The following is a 26,828-nucleotide window of genomic DNA, read 5'->3' on the forward strand; positions in this document are numbered from 1 at the left end:
CCTTGTCGGCACCCGAATCACCTCAGACGAGAGGGCATCATGCGTGTGACAGGCATCCTGCGGAAGACCGCGATCTTCGGAGCTCTGGGGGTGGCGTTGGCGATCATCCCCACGGCCGGTGTCTCGGCTTCGGCGACCTCCGCCTCGGGGCAGCGGGAGCTCAGTGACCGGTGCGATGAGAACGCCTACGACTACTACTACGGGAAAGTCAGGGTCTTCTACACGCCAAAGTCATACGACGAACGGGACCATATCGACGATATCGAGTACTACCTGGGTGCCAAGGGCAAGGTAGCGCTTGGCAAGAAGAGCAACGTGAGACTGAGGATCCGTGAGTCCCTGGCAGATCGGCCCGACAAGACGCTGTGGAGCTGGGAATCCGGAGACGACATCAAGCCGGGCTGGCACTCCAAGAATCCCTATCGGAACGTCGAGTACAAGACGAGGTGGCACGTTGACGCCAGGTTCATCTTCGATTACGGCGGCGGCCCCGACCCGAAGTGCACCGCCACCACCAACAAGGCCTGACGACACGTGACAGGTGTGGCGCGGCACACCCTCCCTCCCAGGAGCAGAATCTGTGATCCCCCGAGCTGCGCTCGCCCTGCTGGTGCTCCTGACCGGCTGCGGCGCCGCGGCCGATCAGCCCAAGCCGGTGACCGAGCGCCCGCCGGCGATCGTGGCCGTGTCCGCGGAGGGTGCCGTGGTGGCCGACAACCGGGCTCGGGCGTTCTACGGGCTGGACCGGTCGGGCAAGGAGCTCTGGCGAGACCACGCCGCGTACGCCGGGGGCGGCGACGTGATCTGCCAGGCACGCTGTCCCGACCCGGTGTTCTCCGGCTCGGCGGAGGCAGCGGACCCCGAGCCACGTTCCCTCTCGGGTGTGTTCGCGCCATCCGATGCCCGGGTCAAGCGAGTGCTGACGGCACGTGACGCCTCGGACGCCGTGATCGTCGAGAGCGATGGCGCGGAAGAGGGCAGCCTGCGCCTGATCCGGCCCTCGGGCAAGGACGTGCGCATCCCCCTGAACGGCGCCTTTTCCTGGGCGGAGGACGCATCCAGGACGACCGCGGTCGCGACGTCCGGCAAGCAGGCGCTGTGGTTCCGGCACGACCGGCGGGGTTGGCGCGAGGTGACCCGCGACACGCTCGCCGAACCGGTCAAGTCGCTCTGCGCATCGGGCACCACTGCGGTGGTCAAGGGGGAACGCGCCTATATGCTGACCGGCTCGGACAAGCCGGTACCGATCACCACGAGCCTCCCGGTCGTCGCCGGATGCGCCGCCGGGACGCAGGGCCTCGTCGTGTACGCCTACTGGCGCGACGGAGGCAACAGGCGGTTCACCGGCATCAGCGGCGTCGACTCCCTCGGCCGGCAGACGTGGTCACGCGAGATAGCCGACGAGGCGTGGATCCGTGCCCATCCGTCCGGCACAACCTTCGTGATCACGTACGGCGGTGCGACCGAGGTGATCGACCCGGTCGGCCGTACGGTGGCCAGACACTCGGGCACCGCCTCGGCCGCCTACACCGCGGACGGCGAGCTGGCCCTCCTGACCACCGAAGGAAAGCTGCGCTGGCCGGCCCATTAGCCGCTGGGGTACGGCTCGCGCTCGGTTCTCGTACAGCTCCATCAGGTGGGTCTCGACCGTCCGTCCGAGGCGACGAGCTGACACCAACCGAGACTGAAACTGAGACTGGAAAGCCAGAAGGGGTGTGCCGTGATCACGGCACACCCCTTCGGAACTGGCGGAGGATAGGAGATTTGAACTCCTGAAGGGTTGCCCCTTACACGCTTTCCAAGCGTGCGCCCTCGGCCACTAGGCGAATCCTCCGTCGATGAGCTTACCGGACTCCGGGGGGTGTGGAGACCATCATTTTTCCGGCGGCGTCGTACGAGATATTCCGGCGTGATGGGCTGGAGCGAGCACTGCCGTGTCCCGCTAGACTGTCGAAGGACCCCTCGCGCGGCGTCATCCTGTGAACCTCCCCAGGGCCGGAAGGCAGCAAGGATAAGCGGGCTCTGGCGGGTGTGCGAGGGGTCTCTTCGTTGGGAGCCCCTCGCAGGCGGGATGGTCGCATGAGCCTTGCGCTTTACCGCAAGTACCGGCCCGGGACCTTCGCGGAGGTCAAGGGTCAGGAGCACGTCACCGACCCGCTGCGGCAGGCGTTGCGCACGGGCCGCATCAACCACGCCTACCTGTTCAGCGGCCCCCGCGGATGTGGCAAGACCTCCAGCGCCCGGATCCTGGCCCGCTCGCTCAACTGCGCGCAGGGCCCCACCCCCGATCCCTGCGGGGTCTGCGAGTCCTGTGTCGCCCTCGCCCCGACCGGGCCCGGCCACCTCGACGTGATCGAGATCGACGCCGCCTCCCACGGTGGTGTCGACGACGCGCGTGACCTGCGGGAGCGCGCCTTCTTCGCGCCGGTGTCCGCGCGCTACAAGATCTACATCATCGACGAAGCGCACATGGTGACCCGCGAGGGGTTCAACGCGCTGCTCAAGCTCGTCGAGGAGCCTCCGCCGCACCTGAAGTTCATCTTCGCGACGACCGAGCCGGAAAAGGTCATCGGCACCATCAAGTCGCGGACCCACCACTACCCGTTCCGGCTGATGCCGCCCGCGACGCTCCGCGCGCTGCTGGAGGAGATCCTCTCCTCGGAGAGCGTCCCGTTCGAGCCGACCGCCCTGCCGCTCGTCGTCCGGGCCGGCGCCGGATCCGCGCGTGACTCGCTGTCCATCCTGGACCAGCTCCTCGCCGGGGCCGACGACGAGGGCATCACCTACGCCAAGGCCGTCTCGCTGCTCGGTTACACCGACGGCGACCTGCTGGACGAGGTCGTCGCCGCCTTCGCCGCGCACAACGGCGCCCAGGTCTTCCACGCCGTCAACCGGGTCATCGAGGGCGGTCACGACCCGCGCCGCTTCGGCGCCGACCTCCTGGAGCGCTTCCGCGACCTGGTCATCCTCGCGAACGTCCCCGAGGCGGCCTCCAGCGGCCTGCTCGACCGCCCGGCCGACGAACTGGAGCGGCTGGTCCAGCAGGCGGCGTCGATGGGGCCCGCCGAGCTCACCCGCGCCGCCGAGATCTTCAACAGCGGCCTCACCGAGATGCGCGGCGCCACTTCGCCGCGCCTCCTGCTGGAGCTCATGTGCGCCCGCGTCCTGCTCCCGGCGGCCGCGCAGGGCGAGGCCGCCCTGCTCGCCCGCCTGGAGCGCCTCGAACGCGGCGGCGCCGTAGCGCACATGGCCGCCCGCTCAACCGGCGCACCCGCCGCCCAGCCAGGTTCTGGTATGCCTTCCGCCCAGGCAGGTCCTGGTACGCGTGCCGTACCGGATGGCTCTGGTGCGCCTGCCGTGCCGGATGCCGGGCACGGGGGTTCGGCGGCGACGGTCAGCACTCCGAGTGGGCCGGCGCTCGACTCCTCGGGGGCGGACTCCCAGGCGCGGCGGCCGGCGGCTGACGACTGGCCCGAGACGGCTCGCCCCGGGGTTCCGGCGACGCAGGCGCAACAACCGGCCTCTGCCGCGCCACCGGCTCACGCCCAGTCAGGGGTCACGGCGGGCGGTACGGCCACCATCCAGCAGCAGTGGCCGGTGGTCCTGGCCGCGCTGAAGCAGCGCAGCATCGCGGCCTGGTCGAACGTGAGCACCAACGCTCAGGTGGTGGGCGTCGAAGGCAACGTGGTCACGCTCGGCTTCCTTCAGGTCGGCGCGATGAAGAACTTCACCGGCGGCGGCAAGGACGCGGTGGTGGCCAGCGCGCTGGGCGACGTGCTCGGCGGCACCTGGCGGGTCGAGGCGGTGGTGGGCGGCGGCTCCGCGCCGCAGCAGACCTCACGCGGCCCCCAGCCCGGCCCTCACTCGGGCCCGCCGTCGGGGCCTCACCAGGGGAGTCCTTCGGGCGGCCTGTCGGGTCCGCACTCGGGTGGGCCGGCGGGGCCGCATCCCGGCGGGCCCTCGGGTACGCATCCAGGCGGCCCCGCCGGTCCGCACTCGGGTGGTTCCGTACGCTCATCGTCGGATGCTCACGCAGGCCAGGGCGGCGGACCGGACGCCCAGGCGGGCACCCCGTCGGACCCGCGACCAGGCTCAGGGCAGGCCGGTGCAGGGCCCGGCCCGGGCGCGGCGCCAAGTTCGGGGCCGGCCGGCGGCATGGCGGCCCCTGCGGTCGAAGCCGCCGGTGGGCAGTGGGGAGCGGCCCCGGATTCGCCGGTGGGTGCTCAGGACGGGTCGCAGGTCGCTGTGCAGACGCCTCAGGGAGTCGCTGTCCAAGCCGACGGTGCGACGTCACCGGCGCGGAGTCGTACAGCGGTGGACGAGACTCGCTCCAGCGGCCCTTCGTCGCCCGGCAACCATCCGACGACGGACGAATCCTGGCCGGCCGCTCCTGACGATCCCGGTCCCGGCTCGCCTCCTACCCCCGACCCCTCCCAGACGTCGGCGGGTCCGGGGCACCGAGGAGCGGGAGCGCCGGGCACCGGCCTGGCCGCTGCCCGTTCGGCCGCCAGAGCCGCCGCCCAGGCGGGCCCCCGCGTGGCCGGCGCCCGCAAAGCGGCCGCCTCCCCTGCCGCCCCGGCCTGGCCGGACGCCGTCCCCGGCCGTGGCAAGAACGCCGACGCCGACGACATCGACCCACTGAACGACGCCGACGCCGATGCCGATGCGATGTCGGGCATGGCCCTGCTCCAGCGCGAGTTGGGCGCCCGCGTGATCGGCGAGATCGACCACTCCTGACGCCGCACGCCGCGGCGAGATCGACGCCTCACGCCATTCCGATCGCCTGAAGTCTGTACGGCGCGCGTCTGAATCACCGTTGATCGTCCGGGTGCATGGCGTTGGCTGAGCTGTGTGATCACGCGGAATCCCAGCTCGGAGGTCGTGTCCACGAACGCTGGATGCCTGGGAGCAGGTGTTGAAGGCGGTGTTGTGGCTAGTCGGTCAGCGGTCGGCGGGCGGGTTCGCCCCGAGGTCCATCCGGTCGTGGGCGTTCGTGTCTTGCGGGGCGGTCGGGGTTCGGGTGGTCAAGGCCAGGAGGGCTAGTTTGTCGGCGTTGTCGCTGCCGGGGTCCGGGTGGTGGATGACGAGCATCAGGCCCGACGTGCCGCTGATGCCCAGCCGCTCCCGGTTCAGCCACAGGTCACCGACCTGGGGGTGGTCGAGGCGCTTGGGGGTGCCTTCGCACGCCTCCACGTCGTGGCGGGCCCAGAGCCGGCTGAAGAGAGGGCTGGCGAGGGAGAGCTCGCCGACGAGCTCGATGAAGCGGGGGTCGTCCGTGTCGGTGCCGACGGACTGGCGGAAGCCGGCGACCATGCCCGCGGCGGCGTCCTCCCAGTCCAGGTGGAGGGCCTGCTCGGCGGGGTCGAGGAACACGTCACGCAGGCGGTTGCCGCCCGCCGCGAGGCGCGGTGACAGAGCGGTCGCCAAGGCGTTGGCGGCGAGGACGTCGAAGTATCGGTCCTCGACGTACGCCGGTAGCGGGAGCGTGGCGACGAGCTTGGCGATGCCCGGCGGGACGGTCTCCTTCCTGGGCCGGCGCCGGCGCCGGCGGGGTTTGTCGGCGCCGAGGCGCAGGAGGTAGGCCGTCGCGTCGTCGTCGAGCCGCAGCACGCGGGCGAGGGACTCCAGGACCTGGGCGGAGGGGTTGCGGTCGCGGCCCTGTTCCAGGCGCAGGTAGTAGTCGGCGCTGATGCCGGCGAGCATCGCGACCTCTTCCCGGCGCAGGCCCGGCACGCGCCGTACTCCCAGAACGGGGATGCCGACCTGTTCAGGAGTGACGAGCTCACGGCGGGCGCGCACGTAATCGCCCAGAAGGTTCGATTCGTCGCTCATCTGTCCACCGTAGTTCGCGCGACCGTGCGCGTGCCTGGTCCTGTCACCCCCAGGATCGCAGGGGCACTGGCTGCGTCAGGGCTCCGGCGGCAGCGTGGCCGGCGGCCCATCCAGAAGCAAGGAGCACACCATGTCGACATATCTGCTGGTACACGGCGCCTGGCACAGCGGACAGTGCTGGGAGCGGGTGGTCCCGTTCCTGGCGGCGGCCGGACATCGGGTGGTCGCACCCTCGCTGACCGGTTACGGCGACAAGGCGCGGCTGCTCGGCCCCGAGGTGGGGCTGGACACGCACGTCGACGACATCGTCGGGCTGATCACCGAGGAAGACCTCACCGACGTGGTGCTCGTGGGACACAGCTACGCCGGGCTGGTCATCTCGTCCGCGGCCAACCAGATCCCGGAGCGGATCGCCCAGTTGGTCTACCTCGACGCGATGGTCCCGGAGGACGGCGAGAACGCGGTCGACGTCATGCCCATCAGCCAGGCCCTGATCGACCTCGCCGTACGGTCGGGCAGCGGCTGGCGGGTTCCGCCGCTGCCCGAGGGGCCGCCGCCCCTGGGCCTGTTCGGCGTCACCGACCCGTCGGACGTCGCCTGGCTGCGCACGATGCTGTCGGATCAGCCGGTGCGCTGTCTCCAGCAACCGGTCCACCTGGACAACCCGGCCGTGCGCACGATTCCGCGGACGCACATCCACTGCACCGCCGGCGTGCCGGACGGCGTCGTCCGCCGGCCCGTACCCGAGCTGCAGCCCAACGGCACGCCGGCGCAGGTGTGGGAACTGCCGACCGGCCACGACTGCATGATCACCATGCCGGGCGAGCTCGCCGAACTCCTGCTCAAGCTCGGCTGACCCGCGCACGCGGTAGCGAGGCGCCCTGACACCCGCGCACGCGGTAGTGAGGCGCGCTGACACCCGCGCACGCGGCAGCGGGGCGCCGCTAGCCGGTGCGGAGGCGGGCTCGGGCGGCGGCGGCGCGGGGGTCGGCCGGGGGGAGCGCCCTGATGATGCGTTCGAGGACCTGGAAGTCGTCGCGGCCGTTGGCGGTCTGGGCGTAGGCCCACAGGTCCTGGGGGGAGCCTCGCTGCAGGAGGCAGGTGCGGACCTGGACCTCGAGCTCGTCCCGTTCGCGGCGGATCTCGGGGGACTCGGAGCGGGGCAGCAGGGGGCCAGGGTAGGCGCGGGCCAGGGAGGTGGGGTCGTTGGTCGACAGCAGGCGGCGCAGGTCCAGGAAGTCCGCTTCCACCGGAGAGGTCAGGTGGTAGGGCTTGGCGTCGATGGCGGCGCCGAGTTGGCTGCGCAGGCGGTGGATCTCGGCTCGGATGGTGACCGGGTTGCCGTCGTCGCCGTACAGGTGGAAAGAGAGTTGTTCGGCGGTCAGGCCGCGCGGGTGGAGGGCGAGGAGGGCGAGGATCTCGGCGTGGCGGAGGGAGAGCGGGAGCTTGCGGCCGCTGACGAAGGCGGACGGCGGGCCGTCGCCGAGGAGGCAGAGGGTGAGCGGGGGCGGCGGGGCGTCGGGGGTGGGGCACAGGAGGTAGCCGTCGGAGTAGGGCTCGAGGTGCGCCACCCGGCCGTCGCGCAGGATCATGCGCTCGCCGGTGGCCGGCAGGTCGATGCGGCCCCCCAGGTCGCCCGCGGGGTCACCGGCGATGACGCGGCCGGAGGGGGAGAGCAGGATGGCCGAGCTGAAGCGCGCGGACTCGTAGCGGCGGCGAAGGAGCTCATCACGCTCGTGCATGCGTACGGTGAGCTGGGTCTCGGCGAGTCTGGCCGTGGCGCCCACCAGGGCGATGGTGGCGGGGTGGAGGCTGGGCGCGGTGCCGCTGACGTCGAGGCAGCCGAGGATCCGGCCGGTCTCCGGGTCGGTGATCGGGGCGGCGCAGCATGACCAGATGTGCAGCACGCGCATGAGGTGCTCGTCGGAGTAGACCTGCACCGGCCGCCGGGTGGCGAGGGCGGTGCCGATGCCGTTGGTGCCGACGGTCTCCTCGGTCCAGCGGTGGCCGTCGGTGAGGCCCACGCTGTCGGCCCGGCGCAGCGTCCTGGGGTGGCCGTCGCGCCACAGGACCAGGCCCTGGTCGTCGGTCACGACCATGATGTGCTCGCTGTCGTTGGCCGCCTGCTGGAGCGTCTGGGTGAGGAGCGGGAGCAGCGGCTGGAGCGGGTGGGACTCGCGCACCTGGTCGAGGAGGGCGGGGCCGTAGGCGAGAGGGGCGGCCGTGGCGTTGGGATCGATGCCGGCGGCCATGGAGCGTCGCCAGGATGCGCTGATCAGCCGGCGGGGCACGGTGGGTGTCAGCGTCCCTGACGGCACCGCCTCGTGCGCCGTGGGCAGCAGACGGGAGTATGCGTCAAGGTGAGCGTAACTCATCAGCCACTCCAAGTAATCAACGCCCGTATGGCGAGCATCTGTCTTGTGGGCCTACCGGCGCAAGTCGTTCGGGGGATTGCTTAGGGTGATTGAATCATCGCAACGTGTGTGCAACGTTCTCGTGGCTAGCGTTCCGGTGTAACGCGTCGGCGTGGTGCGGCCGCTCCGGTCGACGTGCGGCCGGGTCTCGGGCACTGGAGGGGGGCCGGGACCCGGCCAGACCGGAGCCGGTGCGAAACACCTGTATCCCCTCAGTACATGACGAGGCACAAACACCGTAGGCTCGTGGCAGTCAAGAACCGGAGCCACGAGGAGCGCACGACGGTGAACCCAGGGGATGTCAACCTGCAGCAGCTGCTGGAGCAGGCACAGCTCATGCAGCAGCAGCTTGTGAGCGCCCAGCAGGAGCTCAACGACGCGCAGATCGAGGGCTCGGCCGGTGGCGGCCTGGTCACGGCCGTCGTCAACGGCTCGGGCGAGCTGCTTGAGCTCAAGATCAATCCGAATGTCATCGACGCCGCCGACCCGCAGGACACCGCCGACACGATCGCCGATCTGGTGATCGCCGCCGTGCGCGACGCGGTCAGGGCGGCGGCCGACCTGCAGCAGGAGAAGCTCGGTCCGCTGGCCCAGGGCCTGGGCGGCGGCGGCCTCGGCCAGTTGCCAGGGTTTTAGACGATGTACGAAGGGGTCGTCCAGAATCTGATCGACGAGCTGGGCCTGCTGCCCGGCGTCGGTCCCAAGAGCGCGCAGCGAATCGCGTTCCACCTGCTGGCGGCCGATCCTGCCGACGTCAAGCGGCTGGCGCACGCGCTGTTGGAGGTCAAGGACAAGGTCCGATTCTGCCGGACCTGCGGCAATGTGGCCGCCGAGGAGGAGTGCCGCATCTGCCGCGACCCGCGCCGCGACACGCACGTGATCTGCGTGGTGGAGGAGTCCAAGGACGTCGTCGCGATCGAGAAGACGCGCGAGTTCCGCGGCACCTACCACGTCCTCGGCGGCGCGATCAGCCCGATCGACGGCGTCGGTCCCGAGGACCTGCGCATTCGTGAGCTCATGACCAGGCTGGCGGACGGCCGGGTCACGGAGCTCATCCTCGCCACGGACCCCAACCTTGAGGGGGAGGCGACGGCTACCTACCTTGCCCGGCTGGTCAAGCCGATGGGCATGAAAGTGACACGACTGGCCAGCGGTCTGCCTGTCGGCGGTGATCTGGAGTACGCCGATGAGGTGACCTTGGGCCGTGCGTTCGAAGGACGGAGGCTGCTGGATGTCTGACGAGTGGAGCACCCTGGCGGAGGAGATCGCCGGACACGCCCAGAACTATGTGGACGGCCTGGCGCGAGTGGCCGGCGGCGAGGGCGGCGATGCCATCTGGTCGCTGCTCCTCGTCGAGGTGGCGCAGGTGAGCCTGGCGGGAGCCAAGCTCGGCGCCAACCAGGACGTGATCCTTTCCGGCAACTACGAGCCCCCGCTGGGCGAGGACCCCGACATCGACGGGGTGCGCACGGCTCTGGGTGAGCTGCTGGAGGCGGTGGACGACTACGCCGAGGTGTTCGATCCGTACAAGGACACCTCTGTGACGCCCTACCGGCTCTCGGACGACCTGACGGCGGTCGCCGCCGACCTCATCCACGGGCTGCGCCACTATCAGGCGGGCCGGCCGCACGAGGCTCTGTGGTGGTGGCAATACTCCTACTTCAACACCTGGGGCAACCACGCGGGCGCCGCCATGCGCGCGCTGCAGGCCCTCGCCGCCCACTCGCGGCTGGACGTGGCGGAGGAGGCCACCACCGCCTAGGCACGTCCACATACTGGTCCGCACCTTAGTGGCATGAGACACCCCAAGTAGACTGGCCTCTCACAGTCCAGACCGGGAGACTCTCGTGGCCCTCGTTGTGCAAAAGTACGGTGGTTCGTCCGTTGCCGATGCGACCAGCATCAAGCGGGTCGCGCAGCGCATCGTCACGACGAAAAAAGCCGGCAACAGCGTGGTCGTCATCGTCTCCGCCATGGGCGACACCACCGACGAGCTCCTCGACCTGGCCGAGCAGGTGTCGCCGCTGCCTCCGGGCCGCGAGCTCGACATGCTGCTGACCTCCGGGGAGCGCATCTCGATGGCGCTGCTGGCGATGGCGATCGCCAACCTGGGGCACGAGGCCCGCTCGTTCACGGGCTCGCAGGCGGGTGTGATCACCGATTCGACGCACGGCAAGGCGCGCATCATCGACGTGACGCCGAGCCGCATCCGTGAGGCGCTCGACCAGGGCCACATCGCGATCGTGGCCGGCTTCCAGGGCGTCTCGCAGGACACCAAGGACATCACCACGCTGGGCCGGGGCGGCTCGGACACCACCGCGGTCGCGTTGGCGGCGGCGCTGGAGGCGGATGTCTGTGAGATCTACACGGACGTGGACGGCATCTTCACCGCGGACCCCCGCATCGTGCCCGGAGCACGCCAGATTCCCAAGATCTCCTATGACGAGATGATGGAGATGGCGGCCTGCGGGGCGAAGATCCTGCACCTGCGCTGCGTCGAGTATGCTCGCCGCTTCGACCTGCCGATTCACGTACGAAGCTCTTTCAGCAATAAGGAAGGCACGTGGGTCGTCTCCGACCCTTACACCGAAGGAACCGAGATGGAGCAGCCGATCATCTCCGGCGTCGCGCACGACCGGAGCGAGGCCAAGATCACTGTTGTCGGGGTGCCCGACAAGGTCGGTGAGGCTGCCGCGATCTTCAAAACACTGGCCGAGGCCGGGGTCAACATCGACATGATCGTGCAGAACGTCTCGGCCGCGGCGACCGGCCGCACCGACATCTCCTTCACGCTGCCGACGGCGGACAGCTCGACCGCGCTGACGTCGCTGAAGAAGATCCAGGGAGACATCGCCTTCGAGTCTGTGCTCTTCGACGACCAGATCGGGAAGGTGTCGCTGATCGGCGCGGGCATGCGCTCGCACCCCGGCGTCACGGCGACGTTCTTCGCGGCCCTCGCCGATGTGGGGGTCAACATCGAGATGATCTCCACCTCGGAGATCCGCATCTCCGTGATCGTCGAGCAGGACGGTGTCGACGCGGCCGTGGCCGCCGCGCACCACGCCTTCGATCTCGATTCCGACCAGGTCGAAGCCGTTGTGTATGGAGGTTCAGGACGATGAGCAGGCCCAATCTGGCGCTGATCGGCGCCACCGGCGCGGTCGGCACCGTCATGCGGGACATCGTCTCGACCCGGGACGACATCTGGGGCGAGGTGCGCCTGGTGGCCTCGCCGCGCTCGGCGGGCAAGGTGCTTCGGGTCCGCGGCGAGGACGTGGTCGTCCAGGCGCTGGCGCCCGAGGTGTTCGACGGCATCGACATCGCCATCTTCGACGTGCCCGACGAGGTGTCGGCCGTCTGGGTGCCGATCGCGGCCGAGCGTGGCGCGATCGCCATCGACAAGTCCGGCACGTTCCGGATGGAGCCCGACGTCCCGCTGGTGGTGCCCGAGGTCAACCCGCAGGACGCGCGTAACCGCCCGCGCAACATCGTCTCCACGCCCAACTGCACCACGCTGTCGATGATGGCGGCCATCGGCGCGCTGCACGCCGAGTATGTGCTCACCGAGCTCGTCGTCGCCTCCTACCAGGCGGTGTCGGGCGCGGGTGTGGCGGGCTCGGCGCGGCTCTACGACGAGGTCGAGGCGCTGGCCGGGGACCGCACGATCGGCCAGGTGGCCGGTGACGTGCGCAAGGCGCTGGCCAACAAGCTGCCGGAGGAGTCGCCGTTCCCGGCGCCCGTCGCGTTCAACGTGGTGCCGTGGGCGGGCTCCTACAAGGACGGTGGCTGGGCCTCCGAGGAGCTCAAGCTCCGTAACGAGTCCCGTAAGATCCTCGGCATTCCCGACCTCAAGGTCTCCGCGACCTGTGTCAGGGTGCCGGTGATCACCACCCACTCGCTGGCCGTGCACGCGCGCTTCGAGCGCGAGATCACGGTGGCCGACGCGCATCGGGTGCTGGAGGCGGCGCCGACGGTGGTGCTGCGGGACGACCCGGCCAACGGCGTCTACCCGATGCCCGCCGACGTGGTGGGCACCGATCCCACCTACGTGGGCCGGGTGCGTCAGGCGATCGACTTCCCCAACACGCTGGACCTGTTCGTCTGTGGCGACAACCTGCGCAAGGGAGCCGCCCTGAACGCGGCGGAGATCGCCGAGCTGGTCGCCTCGGAGTTCTGACCGGAGCATGGGACATCCTGTTCATCGGAAGAGGATGTCCCAGTGGTCGCCCTCGTCGGCGAAGACGGTGCCCGACTCGGAGCGGTACAACCGGGAGCCGTCACTCCGCATCCCCGCTCGATCGTAATTCTGGGTGATGAAGCGATCGATGCATGGGTTGGGCGAGATGTCGGCCTTGTAGCCCGCGCCATGGCTCAACGGGCCGGGCGCGTGGCCTGCTTCGGTGCCGCCGGTGACCATGACCCGGCACCCACTGAGCTGCTTGAGCTCGATGAGCCCGGAGACGGTCGACGTCCGTACCGCATCCAGCGAGGTGCAGTAGCGCAGCCGCTTGTCGGTGCAGTTGCCCGTCGATCGCCAGCGCAGACCCGCCTGCTTGAGCCAGCGGGAGGCGTTGGCGTGCGACAGCTGCACTGTCGCCTGCCTCGGCAGGGCTCGGCGCAGGTTCACCAGCGGCCGGCGGGCCTGCTTGGCCCGCGGCCGTGCCGACTGCTTCCAGCCGATCCCTGCCTTGCCCGCGCGCGCTTCGGGGCGCCGCTCGCGCGGAACCGCCGCCTCCTGGGCGGTCGGCACGTTATAGGTCTCCGCCAGGGTCGTCGCGGCCTCGTCGAGCGCGGCGTACCACTGGGGAGCCGGGTACGCCCCCCCGAGCTGATAGACGCGAATGATCGGGGCCGGCGCTGGTCGTGGCTCTTCACCTGGCGTGATCGGTGCGGCGGAGGCCGCGGACGCCAGTGCGATTATGGAGATTTCGTGAGCAAAGAGTGCAACCACGAGGAGCCGCACTGTCCTACGTATCCACATGTCGATGCCTTTTCGCGGAATAGCCCTTCCGCTGGAATCATCAATCCCACTGTTCACGCCGGATAACCCCTGCCACACCAGGATCTTTGCCTTGTGGCGCCGATCACCGTGCGGCTTCATGACCTAACCCCGCATTAAGCCGTAAAGTGACGAACGTGTCCGAAGCCCGAAACCGAGAATCGGAGAGCACTCGAGAGGTCATCGTCGAGACGGCCTTGCGCCTGTTCCGGGAGCGCGGCTTCGAGGCGACGACCATGCGGGCGATCGCCGCCGAGGCCGGGGTGTCTGTGGGCAACGCCTACTACTACTTCGCGGGCAAGGAGGCGCTGGTCCAGGCCTACTACGACCGCGCCCAGACGGAGCACGAGCGGGCCTGCCAGGAGTTGCTGGCCACCGAGTCCACGCTGGCCGCCCGGCTGAGTGGGGTGCTGCGCGAGTGGGTACGGGTCTCGGAGCCGTACCACGAGTTCGCCGTGAAGTTCTTCAAGCACGCGGCCGAGCCGACGAACCCGCTGAGCCCGTTCAGCGCCCAGTCCTCGCCGGCCCGTGAGGCGTCCATCGGGATCTACCGGCAGGTGGTCGAGGGGGCACGGGACCGGATGAACGCCGAGCTCCGTGCGGAGCTGCCGGAGCTGCTCTGGCTGCTGTCCATGGGCATGGTGCTGTTCTGGGTGCATGACACCTCGCCGGGGTGCGCGCGCACCTACCGGCTGATCGAGGTCACGGTGCCGCTGGTGGACCGGCTGGTGAGCCTGTCGCACCTGCCGGGGCTGCGGGGGATCACGCAGGACTTCATCGCCGCGGTGCACGAACTGCGGGCATAGTACGACGACCGACCGGTTGGTACGGTCGGGGCATGACGCAGAACTGGGGCATGACGATCCCCTTCTACGACCGTTCGCTCGCCCAGTCGCAGGAGTTGATCGCGGAGCTGCCCGCACTGGGTTACACCGACGTGTGGTCGTCCGAGGTAAACGGCGCGGACGGGTTCACGCCGCTGGCCCTGGCCGCGCAGTGGGCCCCCGGGGTCAGGCTGGGCAGCGCCATCGTGCCCGTGTCCACCCGCGGCCCGGCGCTGCTGGCGATGTCCGCCGCCACGCTGGCCGATCTCGCGCCCGAGCGGTTCGTGCTCGGCATCGGCTCGTCCTCCCCGGCGATCGTGGAGCGCTGGAACGCGGTGGAGTTCGTCAAGCCCTACGCGCGGACCCGGGACACCCTGCGCTTCCTGCGGGCGGCGCTGGCCGGCGAGAAGGTGTCGCAGGCGTACGAGACATTCGAGATCAAGGGCTTCAAGCTGGAACGGGCGCCGAAGGTGCCGCCCAAGATCGTGCTGGCCGCGCTCCGGCCGCGGATGCTGCGCCTGGCGGCCGAGGAGGCCGACGGGGCGATCACCAACTGGCTCTCGCCGGACGACGTGCGCACGGTACGCGCGGAGATCGGGCCGGACACCGAGTTGATCGCCCGCCTGTTCGTCTGTGTGAACGAGGACGCGGACCAGGTGCGCGAGACGGCCCGGTGGATGCTGGCCAGTTATCTCACCGTGCCCGCCTACGCCGCCTTCCACGACTGGCTGGGCCGGGCCGAGGTGTTGCGCCCCCTGCACGAGGCGTGGGCCGCAGGCGACCGTCAGGCGGCGCTGAGGGCCATCCCTGACGAGGTGGTCGACGCCCTGGTGGTGCACGGCGACGCGGCCACCTGCCGGGCCAGGATCCAGAAATATGTGGACAACGGTCTCGATACGCCGATCCTTGCCCCCATCCCTGGTGGCGAGGTCTCCATCACCCAGGCGGTCCGCGACCTTGCCCCCGTAAAGGAAGATCGTTAGGAACGAATCTCCCTGGGTAACACGTTATGTCGTGATGACCGGGTAAGGGGGATCACATGATGGCGAAACCAGCACGGGCGGCGGCGGCATGGCGCACCTACCAAGAGGTCACCAAGCCGGGCACGCCGGGCCTGATGACGCGAGTGCGAGCGATTCCGCGCATGATCGGCGCGGTGATGCGCGGCCGGTACACCGGCCTGGGGAAGGGCAAGCTCGGCCTGATGGCGCTCGGCGTCGTCTACATGATCTCTCCGATCGACGTCATCCCCGACTTCCTCGTCCTGATCGGGGTCGCGGACGACTTCGGGGTGTTCCTCTGGCTCATGGCCTCGCTGCTCGGTGAGAGCGGCCGCTACGTGGACCACGAACGCCAGATCATCACCGGCCGGGTCGAAGGAATCCCTCAGGAAGGATAGATCTCTTCCATCCTGAGCCAGGCGCGCGACGGCAACGGGTGCCCGAACAGCCGGGCCGCGTTGCCGTACGCCACCCTGGCGATGTCCGCGGGCGGCAGCGCGCCGAGATTGCGTGAGACCGCCTGCTGGGTGTCGGGCCAGGTCGAGTCGGAGTGCGGATAGCCGCTCTCCTGCAGGACGTGGTCCAGGCCGACCGCGAGCCGCACGCCGGACAGCGCGTGGTCGTCGAGCGTGCCGAAGAAGAAGTTGCGGCGCAGCACCTCGCTGGGCTTGATCCCGCCGTCCCACTCCGCCTCGCCCGCGACCGGGTGGTCGAGCGCGTAGTCGGCCCGCTCGGCGAGCATCGGCAGCCAGCCCACGCCGCCCTCCACGATGAGGATGCGCAGGTTGGGGAAGCGCAGCGGCAGTCCGGACCAGAGCCAGTCGGCGCAGGCGAACATGGCGCTGGTCGGCATCAGCGTGGTGATCGCCTCGATGGGCGTGTCCGGCGACGGCGCCGGCGACCAGCTCGACGCGCCGGTGTGCAGGGCCACGACGGTGCCGGTCTCCTCGCAGGCGGCGAAGAACGGGTCCCAGTGGCCGGTGTGGATCGACGGCAGCCGCAGCCGCGTCGGGAACTCGGGGAACACCACGGCCTTGAAGCCCCGCGCCGCGTTGGCCCGGATCTCCTTGGCGGCGACGTCGGGATCGGGCAGCCAGGGGAGCTGCAGGCCGATGATGCGCTCGGGGTAGGTGCCCGCCCAGACGTCGATGTGCCAGTCGTTGTAGGCCTTGACCAGCGCCAGGCCGAGCTCCTGGTCGCGGGTCCTGGCGAACGGCATGCCCGCCTGACCGGCCACCATGCCGGGGAAGCACAGGGCGGCCCAGATGCCGGCCACGTCCATGTCCTCGATGCGGGCCTCGATGTCGTGGCAGCCGGGGCGCATGTTGTCGAACCTGACCGGGTCCAGCGTCCACTGCTCGCGTGGCAGCCCCGCGCCCACGTCCAGGCCCGCGCAGGGGTAGGTGGCGCCTCCGTAGCGCCATACCTGGTGACCGGCCTCGGTCTCGACGACCTTGGGCGCGACATCGGCGTACTTCTCCGGCAGCCTGTCCTCGAAAAGGTCAGGGGGCTCGATCAGGTGATCGTCCGCCGAGATGATCACATAGTCGCGCCGCCTCGGGTCTGGGTCGGGGAGCAGCGGCGTAGTCACGCAGGTAACCGTACGACGGCGGGATAACGTCGAACAAGCTGCGACGTATCCGTTGGGTCTCTGAGCCGGTCACTCGGCCGGGATCGGTCCGGTCAGAAGGTGCTCGCGCAGCCCGCCGATGACCGCGGCATCCAGGCCGAGCACGTCGGTGACGTATCCCTCGACGGAGCCGTGCCTGCTCGCCAGATCGTCGAGGAAGAGCCGCATCGTCTCGGCGGGCGCCAGCCCGAAGCCGTCCCACATGGGCGCGTCGGGGTGGCTGAGGCGCCAGTCGGCGATGAAGCGCTCGGTGGCCAGGCCGGTCAGCGCGTAGTCGGCCACGATGTCGTCCTCGGCCACGCCCACCAGGGACAGGATCATGGCCGTGAGCAGGCCGGTGCGGTCCTTGCCCGCGGCGCAGTGGACGACCACGGGGGCGCAGTCGGCCTGGGCGATGGTGGCCACGGCGGTGCGCAGGTGCGCGACTCCGTCCTCTGTCACCTCCAGGTAGCGGTCGGCGAGGAAGCGTGCCACCGTCGGCCTGCCGTCGTAGGGGACGTTGTTCCAGCGCCGGCCCTCGACGGGCAGGTTGTGGTAGGCCAGGCCGTCCTCCTCGGGCACCCGGCCCGATCCCGCCACCTCATTCGCGTGCCGCAGGTCGATGACCGTCTTCACCCGCAGCGCGCGGAAGGTGTCGAGGTCCTGGCCGGACAGCCGGCCGAGGGAGTCGGCACGGTAGAGCCGCCGCCACCTGACGGTGCGCCCGTCCTTGGTGGCGTATCCACCGACGTCTCGAAAATTGTGGATATTGGTGAACTTGATGTGGCGACTCATGAACCCACGTTAACGGGGAGAAACTTCCGCCTCCAGGGGTGTGCCGGCGTCCTCCTTGGCCTTGCGATCGGCCAGCTCACGCCGGATCAGCAGCACCCAGCCGCCGATCGCGATCCCGATGAACAGCCACCACTGCACGCCGTACGCGAGATTGAGCCCGCCGCCCGCCCCCACGTCGGGCGCGGGCACCGGCGCGGGCGCGGCGGGGCTCTCCGGCCGCTGCTCGACCAGCTCCACGTACCCGCCCACGAGCCGGTACGGCAACGCCGCGCCGATCTTGCCGGGATCGATGAGCAGCACCTGGCCGGGCGGCAGCCCGGGGCGGTCCCTGAGCCCGCTGTTCTCCTCGGTCTCGCCTGGACGTAGCCGTCCGGTGACAGTTACCTCACCAGAGGGTGGCGCGGGCACCTCGGGCGGCGAGTCAGCGGTCGCCCCGGCCTTCACCCAGCCCCGGTTCACCAGCACGGCCTGCCCGCTGCCGAGCACCAGCGGGGTCAGCACGTAGAACCCGTTGTGCCCGTCCTGGGGCCGCCGGCGCACCACCAGCGCGTGCTGGGCGTCGTAGGTGCCGGCCGCCACGACCTTCCGGTACCGGTCGGACTCCTTGACCGGCTGTCCGGGCCGGGCGAGCTCGCCGAGCGGTACCGGCGCGCTCTCGATGTTGCTGGTGACCAGGTCGCTGTTGGCCGAGCGCTCCTCGAAGCGCCCGAACTGCCACCGGCCCAGGAACACGAAGGCGGGGATCACGAGCAGCACGACGAGGTGAAGCGCGACCCAGCGCGGAGTAAGCAGGAACCGGTACACCCTCCAAGGGTAGGCACCAGGACCGATGCCTCTCCACGCGCCTCCAAGGCTGGGCACCAGGGCCGATGCCTCAGGTCGTGGGGAGGCCCGAGCCGGGGCCGGGCCGGGCCGTGACCTCGCGGGGACCGCCCACCTCGTGGCCTTCGGCGCAGCGGAAGTGCTGCTCGATGGGGGCACCGCAGTCACGATGGCTCAGCAGGACGGGCGGGCCGTCCTCGCCCGCGAGATATCGGTCGCCCCAGTGCATGAGCGCGACCAGCAGGGGATAGAGGTCACGCCCCTTGTCCGTCAGCCGATATTCGTCGCGCTGCCGCTGGCCGGGCTCGCGGTAGGGGACCTTACGGAGCAGGCCCTCGTCCACCAGCCGGGTCAGCCGCGCGCTGAGGACCTGTCGCGGCGCGCCGATGATCGCCTGTATGTCGGCGAACCGCCGGACGCCGGCGAACGCCTCGCGCAGCACCAGAAAGGTCCACTTCTCTCCGACGATGTCCAGGGTGCGCTCGATCGAGCAGTGCTCAACCCGGAGGGGCACGTTCATGAACACATGATACCTGAGTTCGATTGACAGACTTAGGTGTATGGTGAAGGCTGAGTCCATGTTTGGAACCCAGATGCCTCTCATCCGGCCGACCAGAGCCGACGACGAGGAGGGGATCCGTCGCTTCCTGTCGGGACTCTCCGTGCACACGCAGACCCTGCGCTTCTTCGCCGGGGTCAGCCGCCCGGCCGCCGCCGTGGTGCGCGCGCTGATCGAGGTCAGCGAGCGCAGGGACGCGCTCGTCGCCGTGCGCGAGGGCGAGATCATCGGCCACGCCATGAGCTACCGGGGCGGCGTGGCCGACGTGGAGATCGCCGTGGTGGTCACGGATCGGTGGCAGGGGTTCGGGCTGGGTCCCGAACTGGTCAGCAGGCTGCTGCTCAGGGCGACGGTGCGCGGCGCGACCACGGTCGGCATGGACGTGCTCGGCGAGAACCGGCGGGCGCTGAGGATGATCCGCAAGATCTGGCCCGAGGCCGAGATGAAGGTCGCTTCAGGTTGTGTGGAGGTGACGGCTATGATCCATCAGGGCGAAGTATTTGCGGAACAAGGTTCTGGTGCAGCACCATGATGACGTGAAGAGTGTCAAGAGCGGCCGCGACGGACGGACTCGCATCATCGAGGGCGCCCTGCGCCGCTTCAGCCAGGACGGGGTCTCGGCCACCACCCTGGCCAGCCTCCGTGAGGAGAGCGGCGTCAGCGTCGGTAGTTTCTACCACCACTTCGCCAGCAAGGAGCACGTCTTCGGCGTGCTCTACACCGAGATCCTCGAGTCCTACCAGGAGCGCTTCGTCGCCGAGCTGGTCAGCCACCAGGAGGCGCGCGACGGCATCGAGGCGGTCGTCGCCTTCCACATGCGCTGGGCCGGTGAGCACCCCGAGCGGGCCAGGCTGCTGATCAGCGAGCGCCCGCCGCGCAAGCAGGAGCCCGGCGGCGCCGAGGTGGCCCAGGCCAGGCACGGCTTCTTCCGCCAGGTCTCCGACTGGTGGAAGCCGCACATGAAGAACGGCGTCCTCCAGCCCGTCCACGCCACCATGTGCTACGTGCTGTGGCTCGGCCCGGCGCAGGAGATGTGCCGCCTGTGGTTCGCCGGGGCGCACGCCCCGACCGAGGAAGAGATCAAGGGCCTGGGCGCGGCGGCCTGGCAGAGCCTGCGCGTGACCCCCGTCTAGCCCCGCCTAGACCTGCCTAAACCACTTGATCCGCCTAGGCCACTTGAACCGCTCAGGCCGGCTGGCGGACCCGCGTGAGCACCCGCCAGCTCGCGCTGTCGAGTGAGATGTCCAGCCGGAGCTCGCCGCGCTGCCTGCGCAACCCCGGCACGCGTACGCGATCGAGCACGTCGAACCGGCCCCGGTACGGATAGCCGAACCCGAGCTCGCCCGGCAGCACGCGCAGATCATCGCGGTTGCCGCAGTCCGGGCAGGTCCACGACACCAGGTCGAGCCCCCGGTTGTAGTCCGAGCAGGCTCCGAAGTAGTCATCGGGCAGAAAGCGCGACCCGCAGGCCAGGCAGGGAATGAGCATGTGAGTCCGCTCCTCTTCGAACGGCGTACGACCTCCTTAGAAGTATCGCGTCCCACTTGTCCGACGCTTGCGGAACGCTTGGGTATCTCTGTAACAGTATGATCACTGTGGGTATCGGATCATGCGTAGAGGTCTGCGGTGAAAGGATGGACTCGTGGAACGACTGCGCGATCATCTCCTGGAGACCGGCTACACCATCGACGGCGTCCGTGATCGGCTCGGCGACGTGGCGGCCTCGGCGCTGGCCCGTGAGGAGCTGGTCCCGGCCCTGCGCGCGACGGCGGGCGGAGACCCGCTGGCCGCGCTGATCCGGCTGTGGTGGCTCGGCGTCGAGGTGGACGCGGGCGACCTGCCCGCCGCGGTGCTGGAGTCCGGCCTGGTGCGGCTGACGGGCACGCGGGCCAGGGCGGAGGTGCACCTGCAGCCCTGGGAGCAGGACGGCTACGTCGTCTCCGACCGCAAGGTGCGCCCCGGCGATCCGGCGCTGCGCCCCGATCACGTGGTGGGGGCGGGCGGCGCGTCGGCCAACCTGGCCCAGCTCGTCACCCGCCGGCCGGTCGAGCGCGCCCTCGACCTCGGCACCGGCTGCGGCGTGCAGGTGCTGTCCCTGGCGGAGCGGGCGCAGCGCGTCACGGCGACCGATGTGAACCCCCGGGCGATCGAGCTGGCCAGACTCAGCTGGCGGCTGTCCGGCGTCACGAGGGTGGAGGCCCGTACCGGCTCGCTGTACGAGCCGGTGGCGGACGAGCTGTTCGACCTGATCGTCGCCAACCCGCCGTTCGTCATCTCGCCCGGCGGTGAGCTGACCTACCGCGAGTCGGGAGCCGAGGGCGACGACTTCTGCCGCGATCTCGTACGCCGCACGCCCCGCCACCTCAATCCCGACGGCCAGGCCCACTTCCTGGCCAGCTGGCTGCACGTCGAGGGCGAGGACTGGCGCGAGCGCGTCGGCGGCTGGCTGCGCGACGGCGGCTGCGACGCCTGGGTGGTGGAGCGTGACGTCCAGGACCCGGCCGAGTACGTCGAGCTCTGGCTCAGGGACGCCGCCGAGCACGGCACCGCCGGCTACACCGAGCACTACGACCGCTGGCTGGCCTGGTTCGAGGAGCACAAGGTGGAGGGGGTCGGCTTCGGCTGGATCACCATGCGCAACTCGGGCACGCTCGACCCGGTCGTCCGCGTGGAGCAGCTCACCCACAAGGTCGCCCTTCCCGTCGGCGACTACGTCGACGACGTGCTGGACGCGATCACGACCGCGCATCGCGTCCCCGATCTCGACTCGGCGCTGCTGCGCACCGCGGAGGGGCTGCTCGACGAGCGCGTCGGACTACCCGGCGCCGAGGACCCCATGCGGATCGTGCTGCGCCAGACGACGGGCCTGCGGCGCAGCAGGGAGGTGGGCACGGTGGAGGCCGCGCTGGCCGGCGTCTGCGACGGCGAGCTGGCCCTCGGCCCGCTGCTCAATGTGATCGCCGAGCTGGTCGGAGATGGTGCGATGCCGCACCCCGACGCCATCCGCCCTCTCATCGCCGAACGCTACTTCCTTCTCTGATCCGCTGAGCCGTTCCCTCTTCCATGATTCGCCTCTTCCCGGGCCCGCCGGGCCCACCTTCCCTTGATTTGCCAGGTCCACCCGCTTCCTTTGCTTCGCCGGACGTCCCCCGGTGCCCGTGCTTCACCGGGCCCTCTCTTCTTTCTTTGATTCGCCGTTGATTGGTTGTTGAGCGCCCCCGGGCAGGCTGTGATCTGCGACACGGACCTGGGGGGTTCGAGGGCCGTGTCGGGTCCGGCCGGCCGTCGATGTGAGGCGGCTAGCCGCTACGCGGAGCATCCGGATAACCGGGCCCCCTAGCGAAGCGTGGCGGTCAGACGGCCGGCCGGGCCGAATTCCAGCTCGGAACGGATCGGCGGGGGCTCCTGACGCCCGAAGAGGACAGCCTTGTTCAATCATGTGTGGATGACACGTCTGGACGACGAGCTGTACTCAGGACTCGACGACCTGAGCGCCGTCCAGGAGGAGCCTGAGGTCCCCGGCCTCGGGGGCGCCGAGGCGGGTGAAGATGTCGAAGGCCTGCCGTAGACAGTCGGTGCTCCTCGTGGCGCTGCCGAGCCCTTTGAGCGCCTTGCCCAGCACCGTGAGGGAGAGCGCTTCCCCGAACGGATGGCCGATCTCCCTGGAGACCACCAGGGCCTCCTCCGCGTGGCGCACGGCGTCGCTGTAGCGCTCGGCGGTGATGAACGTCTCCGCCAGCCGGGAGCAGACCCGCTGCTCCCAGACGCGCTGCTTGCTCGCCCTGAAGAACTCCAGGCATTCGGCGTGGTGGTGGACGGCCTCGGTGAGCCGGCCGACCCGCGACAGCACGATGCCGAGGTGGTAGCGGGCTCTGGCGGTGCCGGCGCCGCTGCCGATCTCGGTGAAGATGGCCAGGCCCTTCTCGGCCGCGGCGATGGCGTCCTTGGCGTGGCCCAGGCCGAGGTGGTCGCGGGCGGAGTAGCTGAGCACCAGCGCCTCACCGGCGGGCACGCCGTTGTCGCGGTACCACTGCGAGGCCGTCTCGAACCAGGCCAGCGCCTCGGTGTGGCGGCGCTGGCGGCCGACGACGACGGCCAGGGCGTTCAGCACCTCGCCGGTGACGATCTTCTCCTGGCGCGCGGTGGACAGCTCGTGCACGATCTTGAACTGCTCCTCCGCCTCCGGCAACCGGTTCCCGGCGAACAGCACCCTGCCGAGCACGTACCTGGCACGCAGCTCACTGGCCTGGTCGCCGATCTTCATGGCGGCGGCCAGCACGGCGCGGGTCCCGTGGTCGAACTCGCGGGTGTGGGTGCCGGACTCCAGCAGCGGCTCCATGGCCACCAGCAGGTCGCCGGCGGGCAAGAGCTGTTCGGCGGCGCGCGAGGAGGTGGCGGCCTGGTTGATCGCGGCGAACAGCGAGTCGCCCTCGGCGATCAGCCAGGCGACGGCCTCGTCGGTCGTGCCGAACACCCGGCCGCTGCCGGCCACCGCGAGGTTGCCGGAGATCATGCTGCCCTCGTAGGCCAGCCGGTGCGCCGACTGGCAGGAGGCGAGATAGAAGTCGAGCAGCCTGCGCAGCGCCATGGTGCGGGCCTGCGGCCGCTCGCTCTTCTCCAGCGCCCGCCGCGCGAACAGCTTGAGCAGGTCGTGGAAGCGGTAGCGGCCGGGGGCGGGCGCCTCCAGCAGGCTCGCGTCGACGAGCGACTCCAGCACGTCCTCGGCCTGGCGCGCGGTCAGCGACAGGACGGCGGCCGCGGCTCCGGTGGAGATGTCCGGCCCGGTGGGCAGCGACAGCAGCCGGAACGCACGGGCCTGGGCGGCTTCGAGCTGGCCGTACCCGAGCGCGAACGTGGCCTCGACGGCGAGGTCGCCCACCCGCAGCTCGTCCAGGCGGCGCTGCTCGTCGGCCAGCCGGGACACCAGCGAGCCCACCGTCCAGGACGGCCGGGCCGCCAGTCTGGCCGCCACGATCCGTACGGCCAGCGGCAGGAACCCGCAGGCGGCCACCACATCCATGGCGGCGGCGTGCTCGGCCGCCACCCGCTCGGGCCCGGCCACCGCGGCGAACAGCGACAGGGCCTCGTCCGGCTCCATCACGTCCAGGTCGATCAGCCGGGCCGACGGCAGGTCGGCGAGCTTGACCCGGCTGGTGACCAGCGCCGCGCATCCGGGCGAACCGGGCAGCAGCGGGCTCACCTGCGCGGCGTCGCGAGCGTTGTCGAGCAGCACCAGGATGCGCCGGTCGGCGAGCAGCGACCGGTACAGCGCGGAGCGCTCGGCCGGCACTTCCGGGATCACGTCGGGCGGGATGCCGAGGGCCCGCAGGAACGCGCCGAGCGCCGACTCGGGCGCGGTGGCCTCGTCGGCGTACCCGCGCAGGTCGACGTAGAGCTGCCCGTCGGGGAACACCTCGCCGCTCGCGTGCGCCACGTGGACGGCCAGCGTGGTCTTGCCGACGCCGCCGATGCCGCAGATCACCGCGACGGGCACCCCTTCGGCCGACGACTGCGCCGACAGCAGCGTACGGAGCCGCCCGGCGATCTCCCTGCGCCCGGTGAAGTCGTTCACCGCGGCCGGCAACTGCGCGGGGCGGGGCAGCTCCGGCGCCGGCTCCTCCTCCGGCTCGGGCGCCTGCGCGGCGGCCCCGGCGGCGGCTCCAGTGGCGGCCGGCGTGACGGCCAGCGTGGGGTCGGCGGCCAGGATGCGCTGGTGCAGCGCGGCCAGCTCGGGGCCCGGCTCGATGCCGAGCTCCTCGATCAGGGCCTCGCGCGTCTCGGTGAACACCGCCAGCGCGTCGCCCTGCCGCCCGCACCGGTAGTAGGCCAGCATGAGCTGGGCGCGCAGCCGCTCGCGCAGCGGGTGGTCGGCGGTCAGCGCGATCAGCTCGGAGACCACCGCCGCGTGATTGCCGAGCTCCAGGTCCAAATCCATGAGCGACTCGATGACGTTGAGCCGGCGCTCGACCAACCGGTCGCGCTGGTGCTCGGCGTAGGGGCCGACGGCTCCGGCCAGCGGCTCGCCCTCGAACAGGCCGAGCGCGACGCGCAGGCACTCGGCGGCGACCGACAGCTTGCCCGCCCGGCGCGCGGTCTCCGCCTCGGCGATGCCCGTCTCGAACCGGGTCAGGTCCAGGGAGTTCGGAGGCAACCGCAGGGCGTAGCCCCGGCCGACGGAGGTGAGCAGGTCGGGACGGGTACGGGCGGGCCGGTGCGGCTCCAGGACCGTGCGCAGCCGGGAGACGTAGGTGCGCAGCGCGCCCAGCGCTCTCGGGGGCGCTTCCTCACCCCAGACGGCGTCGATCATCTCGGTCGGCGTGACCGCCCGGCCTTCGCGCAGGAGCAGCATGCCGAGGATCGACCGCTGCAACGGGGTGCCCAGATCGAGCTCGCTGCCATCGCGCCACGCGCGGACGGGACCCAGCACGGCGAACCGCAGCCTGCTTTCGACGTCCTGACCAGCCATGCCCGCTTGTCTCCAACGCAATGGAACGATTTGTTACCGAATGATAGGTCCATAGTCGCCGAGCACCTAGGCACGGAGGCATTCGTTAACCGAAGCGTTGATTCGCCTTTGATTCGGCATTGAGCCGTGCACAGCATCCTGTGGTCAGTGAGCGTGACCCAGGAAAAACGGGGGCGTCACGCTCGAAGAGAAATAGGTGCCAGGAAAATTGCGGCCCCGCCCATTTCCGTCGGGCGGGGCCTCGCGGGTTCACGGCACGAGCGCTGCTTGCCGTACCAGGGAAAGCTCCTTCAGTCCCATCGACAGGTGGTCGAGCGCGGCCGCGATCCAGGGGAGCTGGAGTGGATCCGCGCTGTTCAGCGCGGCGGTGCGGTCGTCGGCCGTGGTCCCGTACAGCAGGCTGACCGCGACGCGCACCCGAGCGGCGGCGGGGTCGTCGCCGAACGCGTGACCGGGCAGCACGCCGATGCCGTGCTCGTCGAGCAGGATTCTGGTGATCTCCGCCGAGCCGCCGAGCCGCAGGTGGCTCAGGTCCGGATAGAGATAGAAGCCGCCCTGGGGGACGGGCACGTCGGCGCCGATCGCGACGAACCTGTCGCGTACGGCGTGCGCCAGCGTGCCGTGCAGCCTCCCGCTCAGCGCGATGCGCTCGGTCAGCTCGGGCGGATCGGTGAAGGCGTACGCCGCGGCCTCCTGCACCGGGGCGGCCGGCGCCGACCAGATCTCGCTGGCCACCGCCAGCAGGCCGGCCCGCAGATCGGCCGCGTCATCGGGCAGCCGGGCCACGCCGATCCGCCAGCCGCCGAGAGCCAGGCTCTTGCTCAGGCCGGTGGTGACGACCGTGCGCTCGGGAGCCAGGTCCGCCGGTGAGGTGTACGGCGTGGCCGGGTCGTGCAGCAGGTCACGGTAGATCTCGTCGGAGATGATGTAGAGGTCGAGCTCGCGGGCGACCTCCACCAGGCGGCGGATGGTCGGGGGCGTCGCGAGCCGGCCCGTGGGGTTGTCCGGCAGCGTCACGAGCAGGGAGCGGACGGTCCGGCCCTGGGCCCTCGCGCGCTGCACGGCCGCGGTGACCAGATCCGGGTCCGGCACGCCACCCTCGCCGTGTGGCGTGGGGACCAGGATGGGGTGGGAGCCGACCAGGTCGGCCTGCGCGGCGTAGCTGACCCAACTGGGCCTGGGCAGGACGATGTCGCCGCCGATCGCCAGCAGCAGGCCGTACAGCAGCGACTTGCTGCCCGGTCCGCTGACGACCTGCTCGGGGTCGGTGGTGAGCCCCCGTCGTGTCCAGTAGCCCGCCGCCGCGCTCCGGAGCTCGGCCGCCCCCGCGACCGGCCCGTAGCCGTTGCGATCGGAGGCGGCGACCAGCTTGTCGCGCAGCGCCGGGTGCACGGGCAGCCCTGCCTCACCGAAAGCCAGGTGGAGCACGTGTTCCCCGGCGCGGCGTCTTCGCTCGATGTCTTCGTTGGCCGCCAGGGTGGCGGACAGGGTCACGGTCATGTTTGTC

The 26,828-nt window shown here is 70.4% G+C and carries 25 protein-coding genes, 1 tRNA gene and 1 other RNA gene; 16 read left to right on the forward strand and 11 right to left on the reverse strand.

Annotation, left to right across the window (positions count from 1 at the left end; translation table 11 throughout):
* Nucleotides 1-39 precede the first annotated feature (39 nt).
* Complete coding sequence (locus OHA68_RS13760; protein WP_327107976.1) at nucleotides 40-528, forward strand: hypothetical protein; 489 nt, start codon at nucleotides 40-42, stop codon at nucleotides 526-528.
* Nucleotides 529-580: 52 nt separating this feature from the next.
* On the forward strand, nucleotides 581-1,591 hold the full coding sequence (locus OHA68_RS13765; RefSeq protein WP_327107977.1) for a hypothetical protein: 1,011 nt from the start codon (nucleotides 581-583) through the stop codon (nucleotides 1,589-1,591).
* Between the two features lie 155 nt (nucleotides 1,592-1,746).
* Here the strand turns inward: OHA68_RS13765 and OHA68_RS13770 are convergent.
* Nucleotides 1,747-1,834, reverse strand: a tRNA-Ser gene (locus OHA68_RS13770).
* A gap of 119 nt (nucleotides 1,835-1,953) precedes the next feature.
* Between OHA68_RS13770 and ffs the strand changes: the two genes are divergently transcribed.
* Both ffs and OHA68_RS13780 read left to right on the forward strand, forming a co-directional pair.
* Nucleotides 1,954-2,049, forward strand: an RNA gene (gene ffs / locus OHA68_RS13775) — signal recognition particle sRNA small type.
* Between the two features lie 30 nt (nucleotides 2,050-2,079).
* Nucleotides 2,080-4,737, forward strand: a complete 2,658-nt coding sequence (locus tag OHA68_RS13780) for a DNA polymerase III subunit gamma and tau (RefSeq protein WP_327107978.1) — start codon at nucleotides 2,080-2,082, stop codon at nucleotides 4,735-4,737.
* A 204-nt stretch (nucleotides 4,738-4,941) separates the two neighbouring features.
* Here the strand turns inward: OHA68_RS13780 and OHA68_RS13785 are convergent, their stop codons facing one another.
* The gene (locus OHA68_RS13785; RefSeq protein WP_327107979.1) at nucleotides 4,942-5,832 is read right to left on the reverse strand and encodes a helix-turn-helix domain-containing protein; all 891 of its coding nucleotides are present in this window, start codon (nucleotides 5,830-5,832) and stop codon (nucleotides 4,942-4,944) included.
* A gap of 130 nt (nucleotides 5,833-5,962) precedes the next feature.
* Here OHA68_RS13785 and OHA68_RS13790 point away from each other — a divergent pair, with 130 nt between their 5' ends.
* On the forward strand, nucleotides 5,963-6,688 hold the full coding sequence (locus OHA68_RS13790) for an alpha/beta fold hydrolase (protein ID WP_327107980.1): 726 nt from the start codon (nucleotides 5,963-5,965) through the stop codon (nucleotides 6,686-6,688).
* 88 nt (nucleotides 6,689-6,776) lie between these two features.
* On the opposite strand, the gene OHA68_RS13795 is transcribed toward OHA68_RS13790, so the two are convergent.
* On the reverse strand, nucleotides 6,777-8,207 hold the full coding sequence (locus OHA68_RS13795; RefSeq protein ID WP_327107981.1) for a helix-turn-helix domain-containing protein: 1,431 nt from the start codon (nucleotides 8,205-8,207) through the stop codon (nucleotides 6,777-6,779).
* A gap of 324 nt (nucleotides 8,208-8,531) precedes the next feature.
* On the opposite strand from OHA68_RS13795, the gene OHA68_RS13800 reads away from it, so the two are divergent.
* The 5 genes from OHA68_RS13800 (at nucleotide 8,532) to OHA68_RS13820 (ending at nucleotide 12,423) form a co-directional block, all read left to right on the forward strand.
* A complete protein-coding gene (locus OHA68_RS13800) occupies nucleotides 8,532-8,882 on the forward strand; it encodes a YbaB/EbfC family nucleoid-associated protein (protein WP_189138137.1) in 351 nt (116 codons plus the stop codon).
* Between the two features lie 3 nt (nucleotides 8,883-8,885).
* A complete protein-coding gene (gene recR, locus OHA68_RS13805) occupies nucleotides 8,886-9,485 on the forward strand; it encodes a recombination mediator RecR (RefSeq protein ID WP_189137493.1) in 600 nt (199 codons plus the stop codon).
* A complete protein-coding gene (locus OHA68_RS13810) occupies nucleotides 9,478-10,008 on the forward strand; it encodes a DUF5063 domain-containing protein (protein ID WP_189137492.1) in 531 nt (176 codons plus the stop codon). The genes recR and OHA68_RS13810 overlap by 8 nt, the downstream gene beginning before the upstream one ends.
* Nucleotides 10,009-10,093: 85 nt before the next feature.
* On the forward strand, nucleotides 10,094-11,368 hold the full coding sequence (locus OHA68_RS13815) for an aspartate kinase (RefSeq protein WP_189137491.1): 1,275 nt from the start codon (nucleotides 10,094-10,096) through the stop codon (nucleotides 11,366-11,368).
* A complete protein-coding gene (locus OHA68_RS13820; RefSeq protein ID WP_327107982.1) occupies nucleotides 11,365-12,423 on the forward strand; it encodes an aspartate-semialdehyde dehydrogenase in 1,059 nt (352 codons plus the stop codon). Before OHA68_RS13815 ends, OHA68_RS13820 begins: the two co-directional genes overlap by 4 nt.
* Nucleotides 12,424-12,444: 21 nt before the next feature.
* Here OHA68_RS13820 and OHA68_RS13825 read toward each other — a convergent pair whose 3' ends face one another.
* Entirely contained in the window at nucleotides 12,445-13,347 is a 903-nt protein-coding gene (locus OHA68_RS13825) for a hypothetical protein (protein ID WP_327107983.1), read from the reverse strand.
* 35 nt (nucleotides 13,348-13,382) lie between these two features.
* Here OHA68_RS13825 and OHA68_RS13830 point away from each other — a divergent pair, with 35 nt between their 5' ends.
* Genes OHA68_RS13830 through OHA68_RS13840 form a run of 3 tightly spaced genes read left to right on the forward strand, consistent with a single transcriptional unit; the run spans nucleotide 13,383 to nucleotide 15,468 of the window.
* Nucleotides 13,383-14,051 (forward strand): TetR/AcrR family transcriptional regulator, encoded by a 669-nt coding sequence (locus OHA68_RS13830; protein ID WP_327107984.1) that lies wholly within the window; start codon nucleotides 13,383-13,385, stop codon nucleotides 14,049-14,051.
* A 32-nt stretch (nucleotides 14,052-14,083) separates the two neighbouring features.
* Nucleotides 14,084-15,052, forward strand: a complete 969-nt coding sequence (locus OHA68_RS13835; protein ID WP_327107985.1) for an LLM class F420-dependent oxidoreductase — start codon at nucleotides 14,084-14,086, stop codon at nucleotides 15,050-15,052.
* 56 nt (nucleotides 15,053-15,108) lie between these two features.
* A complete protein-coding gene (locus tag OHA68_RS13840) occupies nucleotides 15,109-15,468 on the forward strand; it encodes a YkvA family protein (protein WP_225277152.1) in 360 nt (119 codons plus the stop codon).
* Here the strand turns inward: OHA68_RS13840 and OHA68_RS13845 are convergent.
* The 4 genes from OHA68_RS13845 to OHA68_RS13860 form a co-directional block, all read right to left on the reverse strand.
* Nucleotides 15,456-16,661, reverse strand: coding sequence for an amidohydrolase family protein (locus OHA68_RS13845; protein ID WP_327107986.1), 1,206 nt, complete (start codon nucleotides 16,659-16,661; stop codon nucleotides 15,456-15,458). The two genes, OHA68_RS13840 and OHA68_RS13845, sit on opposite strands and share 13 nt — an antisense overlap.
* A 69-nt stretch (nucleotides 16,662-16,730) precedes the next feature.
* Nucleotides 16,731-17,474, reverse strand: a complete 744-nt coding sequence (locus OHA68_RS13850) for a tyrosine-protein phosphatase (protein ID WP_327107987.1) — start codon at nucleotides 17,472-17,474, stop codon at nucleotides 16,731-16,733.
* Nucleotides 17,475-17,483: 9 nt separating this feature from the next.
* On the reverse strand, nucleotides 17,484-18,278 hold the full coding sequence (locus OHA68_RS13855) for an SURF1 family cytochrome oxidase biogenesis protein (RefSeq protein WP_327107988.1): 795 nt from the start codon (nucleotides 18,276-18,278) through the stop codon (nucleotides 17,484-17,486).
* A 70-nt stretch (nucleotides 18,279-18,348) separates the two neighbouring features.
* The gene (locus tag OHA68_RS13860; protein WP_189137483.1) at nucleotides 18,349-18,816 is read right to left on the reverse strand and encodes a winged helix-turn-helix transcriptional regulator; all 468 of its coding nucleotides are present in this window, start codon (nucleotides 18,814-18,816) and stop codon (nucleotides 18,349-18,351) included.
* Nucleotides 18,817-18,889: 73 nt separating this feature from the next.
* Between OHA68_RS13860 and OHA68_RS13865 the strand changes: the two genes are divergently transcribed.
* Both OHA68_RS13865 and OHA68_RS13870 read left to right on the forward strand, forming a co-directional pair.
* Nucleotides 18,890-19,387, forward strand: a complete 498-nt coding sequence (locus OHA68_RS13865) for a GNAT family N-acetyltransferase (RefSeq protein ID WP_327107989.1) — start codon at nucleotides 18,890-18,892, stop codon at nucleotides 19,385-19,387.
* Nucleotides 19,388-19,391: 4 nt separating this feature from the next.
* A complete protein-coding gene (locus OHA68_RS13870; protein ID WP_327107990.1) occupies nucleotides 19,392-19,988 on the forward strand; it encodes a TetR/AcrR family transcriptional regulator in 597 nt (198 codons plus the stop codon).
* Nucleotides 19,989-20,040: 52 nt separating this feature from the next.
* On the opposite strand, the gene OHA68_RS13875 is transcribed toward OHA68_RS13870, so the two are convergent.
* Nucleotides 20,041-20,343, reverse strand: coding sequence for a hypothetical protein (locus tag OHA68_RS13875; protein ID WP_327107991.1), 303 nt, complete (start codon nucleotides 20,341-20,343; stop codon nucleotides 20,041-20,043).
* A gap of 154 nt (nucleotides 20,344-20,497) precedes the next feature.
* On the opposite strand from OHA68_RS13875, the gene OHA68_RS13880 reads away from it, so the two are divergent.
* Entirely contained in the window at nucleotides 20,498-21,895 is a 1,398-nt protein-coding gene (locus OHA68_RS13880) for a class I SAM-dependent methyltransferase (RefSeq protein WP_327107992.1), read from the forward strand.
* 432 nt (nucleotides 21,896-22,327) lie between these two features.
* On the opposite strand, the gene OHA68_RS13885 is transcribed toward OHA68_RS13880, so the two are convergent.
* Together OHA68_RS13885 and OHA68_RS13890 are read right to left on the reverse strand one after the other, a co-directional pair.
* Nucleotides 22,328-25,321, reverse strand: coding sequence for an AfsR/SARP family transcriptional regulator (locus OHA68_RS13885; RefSeq protein ID WP_327107993.1), 2,994 nt, complete (start codon nucleotides 25,319-25,321; stop codon nucleotides 22,328-22,330).
* 249 nt (nucleotides 25,322-25,570) lie between these two features.
* Entirely contained in the window at nucleotides 25,571-26,821 is a 1,251-nt protein-coding gene (locus tag OHA68_RS13890; protein ID WP_327107994.1) for a pyridoxal phosphate-dependent aminotransferase, read from the reverse strand.
* Nucleotides 26,822-26,828: the final 7 nt, after the last annotated feature.

Source organism: Nonomuraea glycinis (genome assembly GCF_035920485.1).
In the GTDB taxonomy this organism is placed as follows: Bacteria; Actinomycetota; Actinomycetes; order Streptosporangiales; family Streptosporangiaceae; genus Nonomuraea; species Nonomuraea glycinis.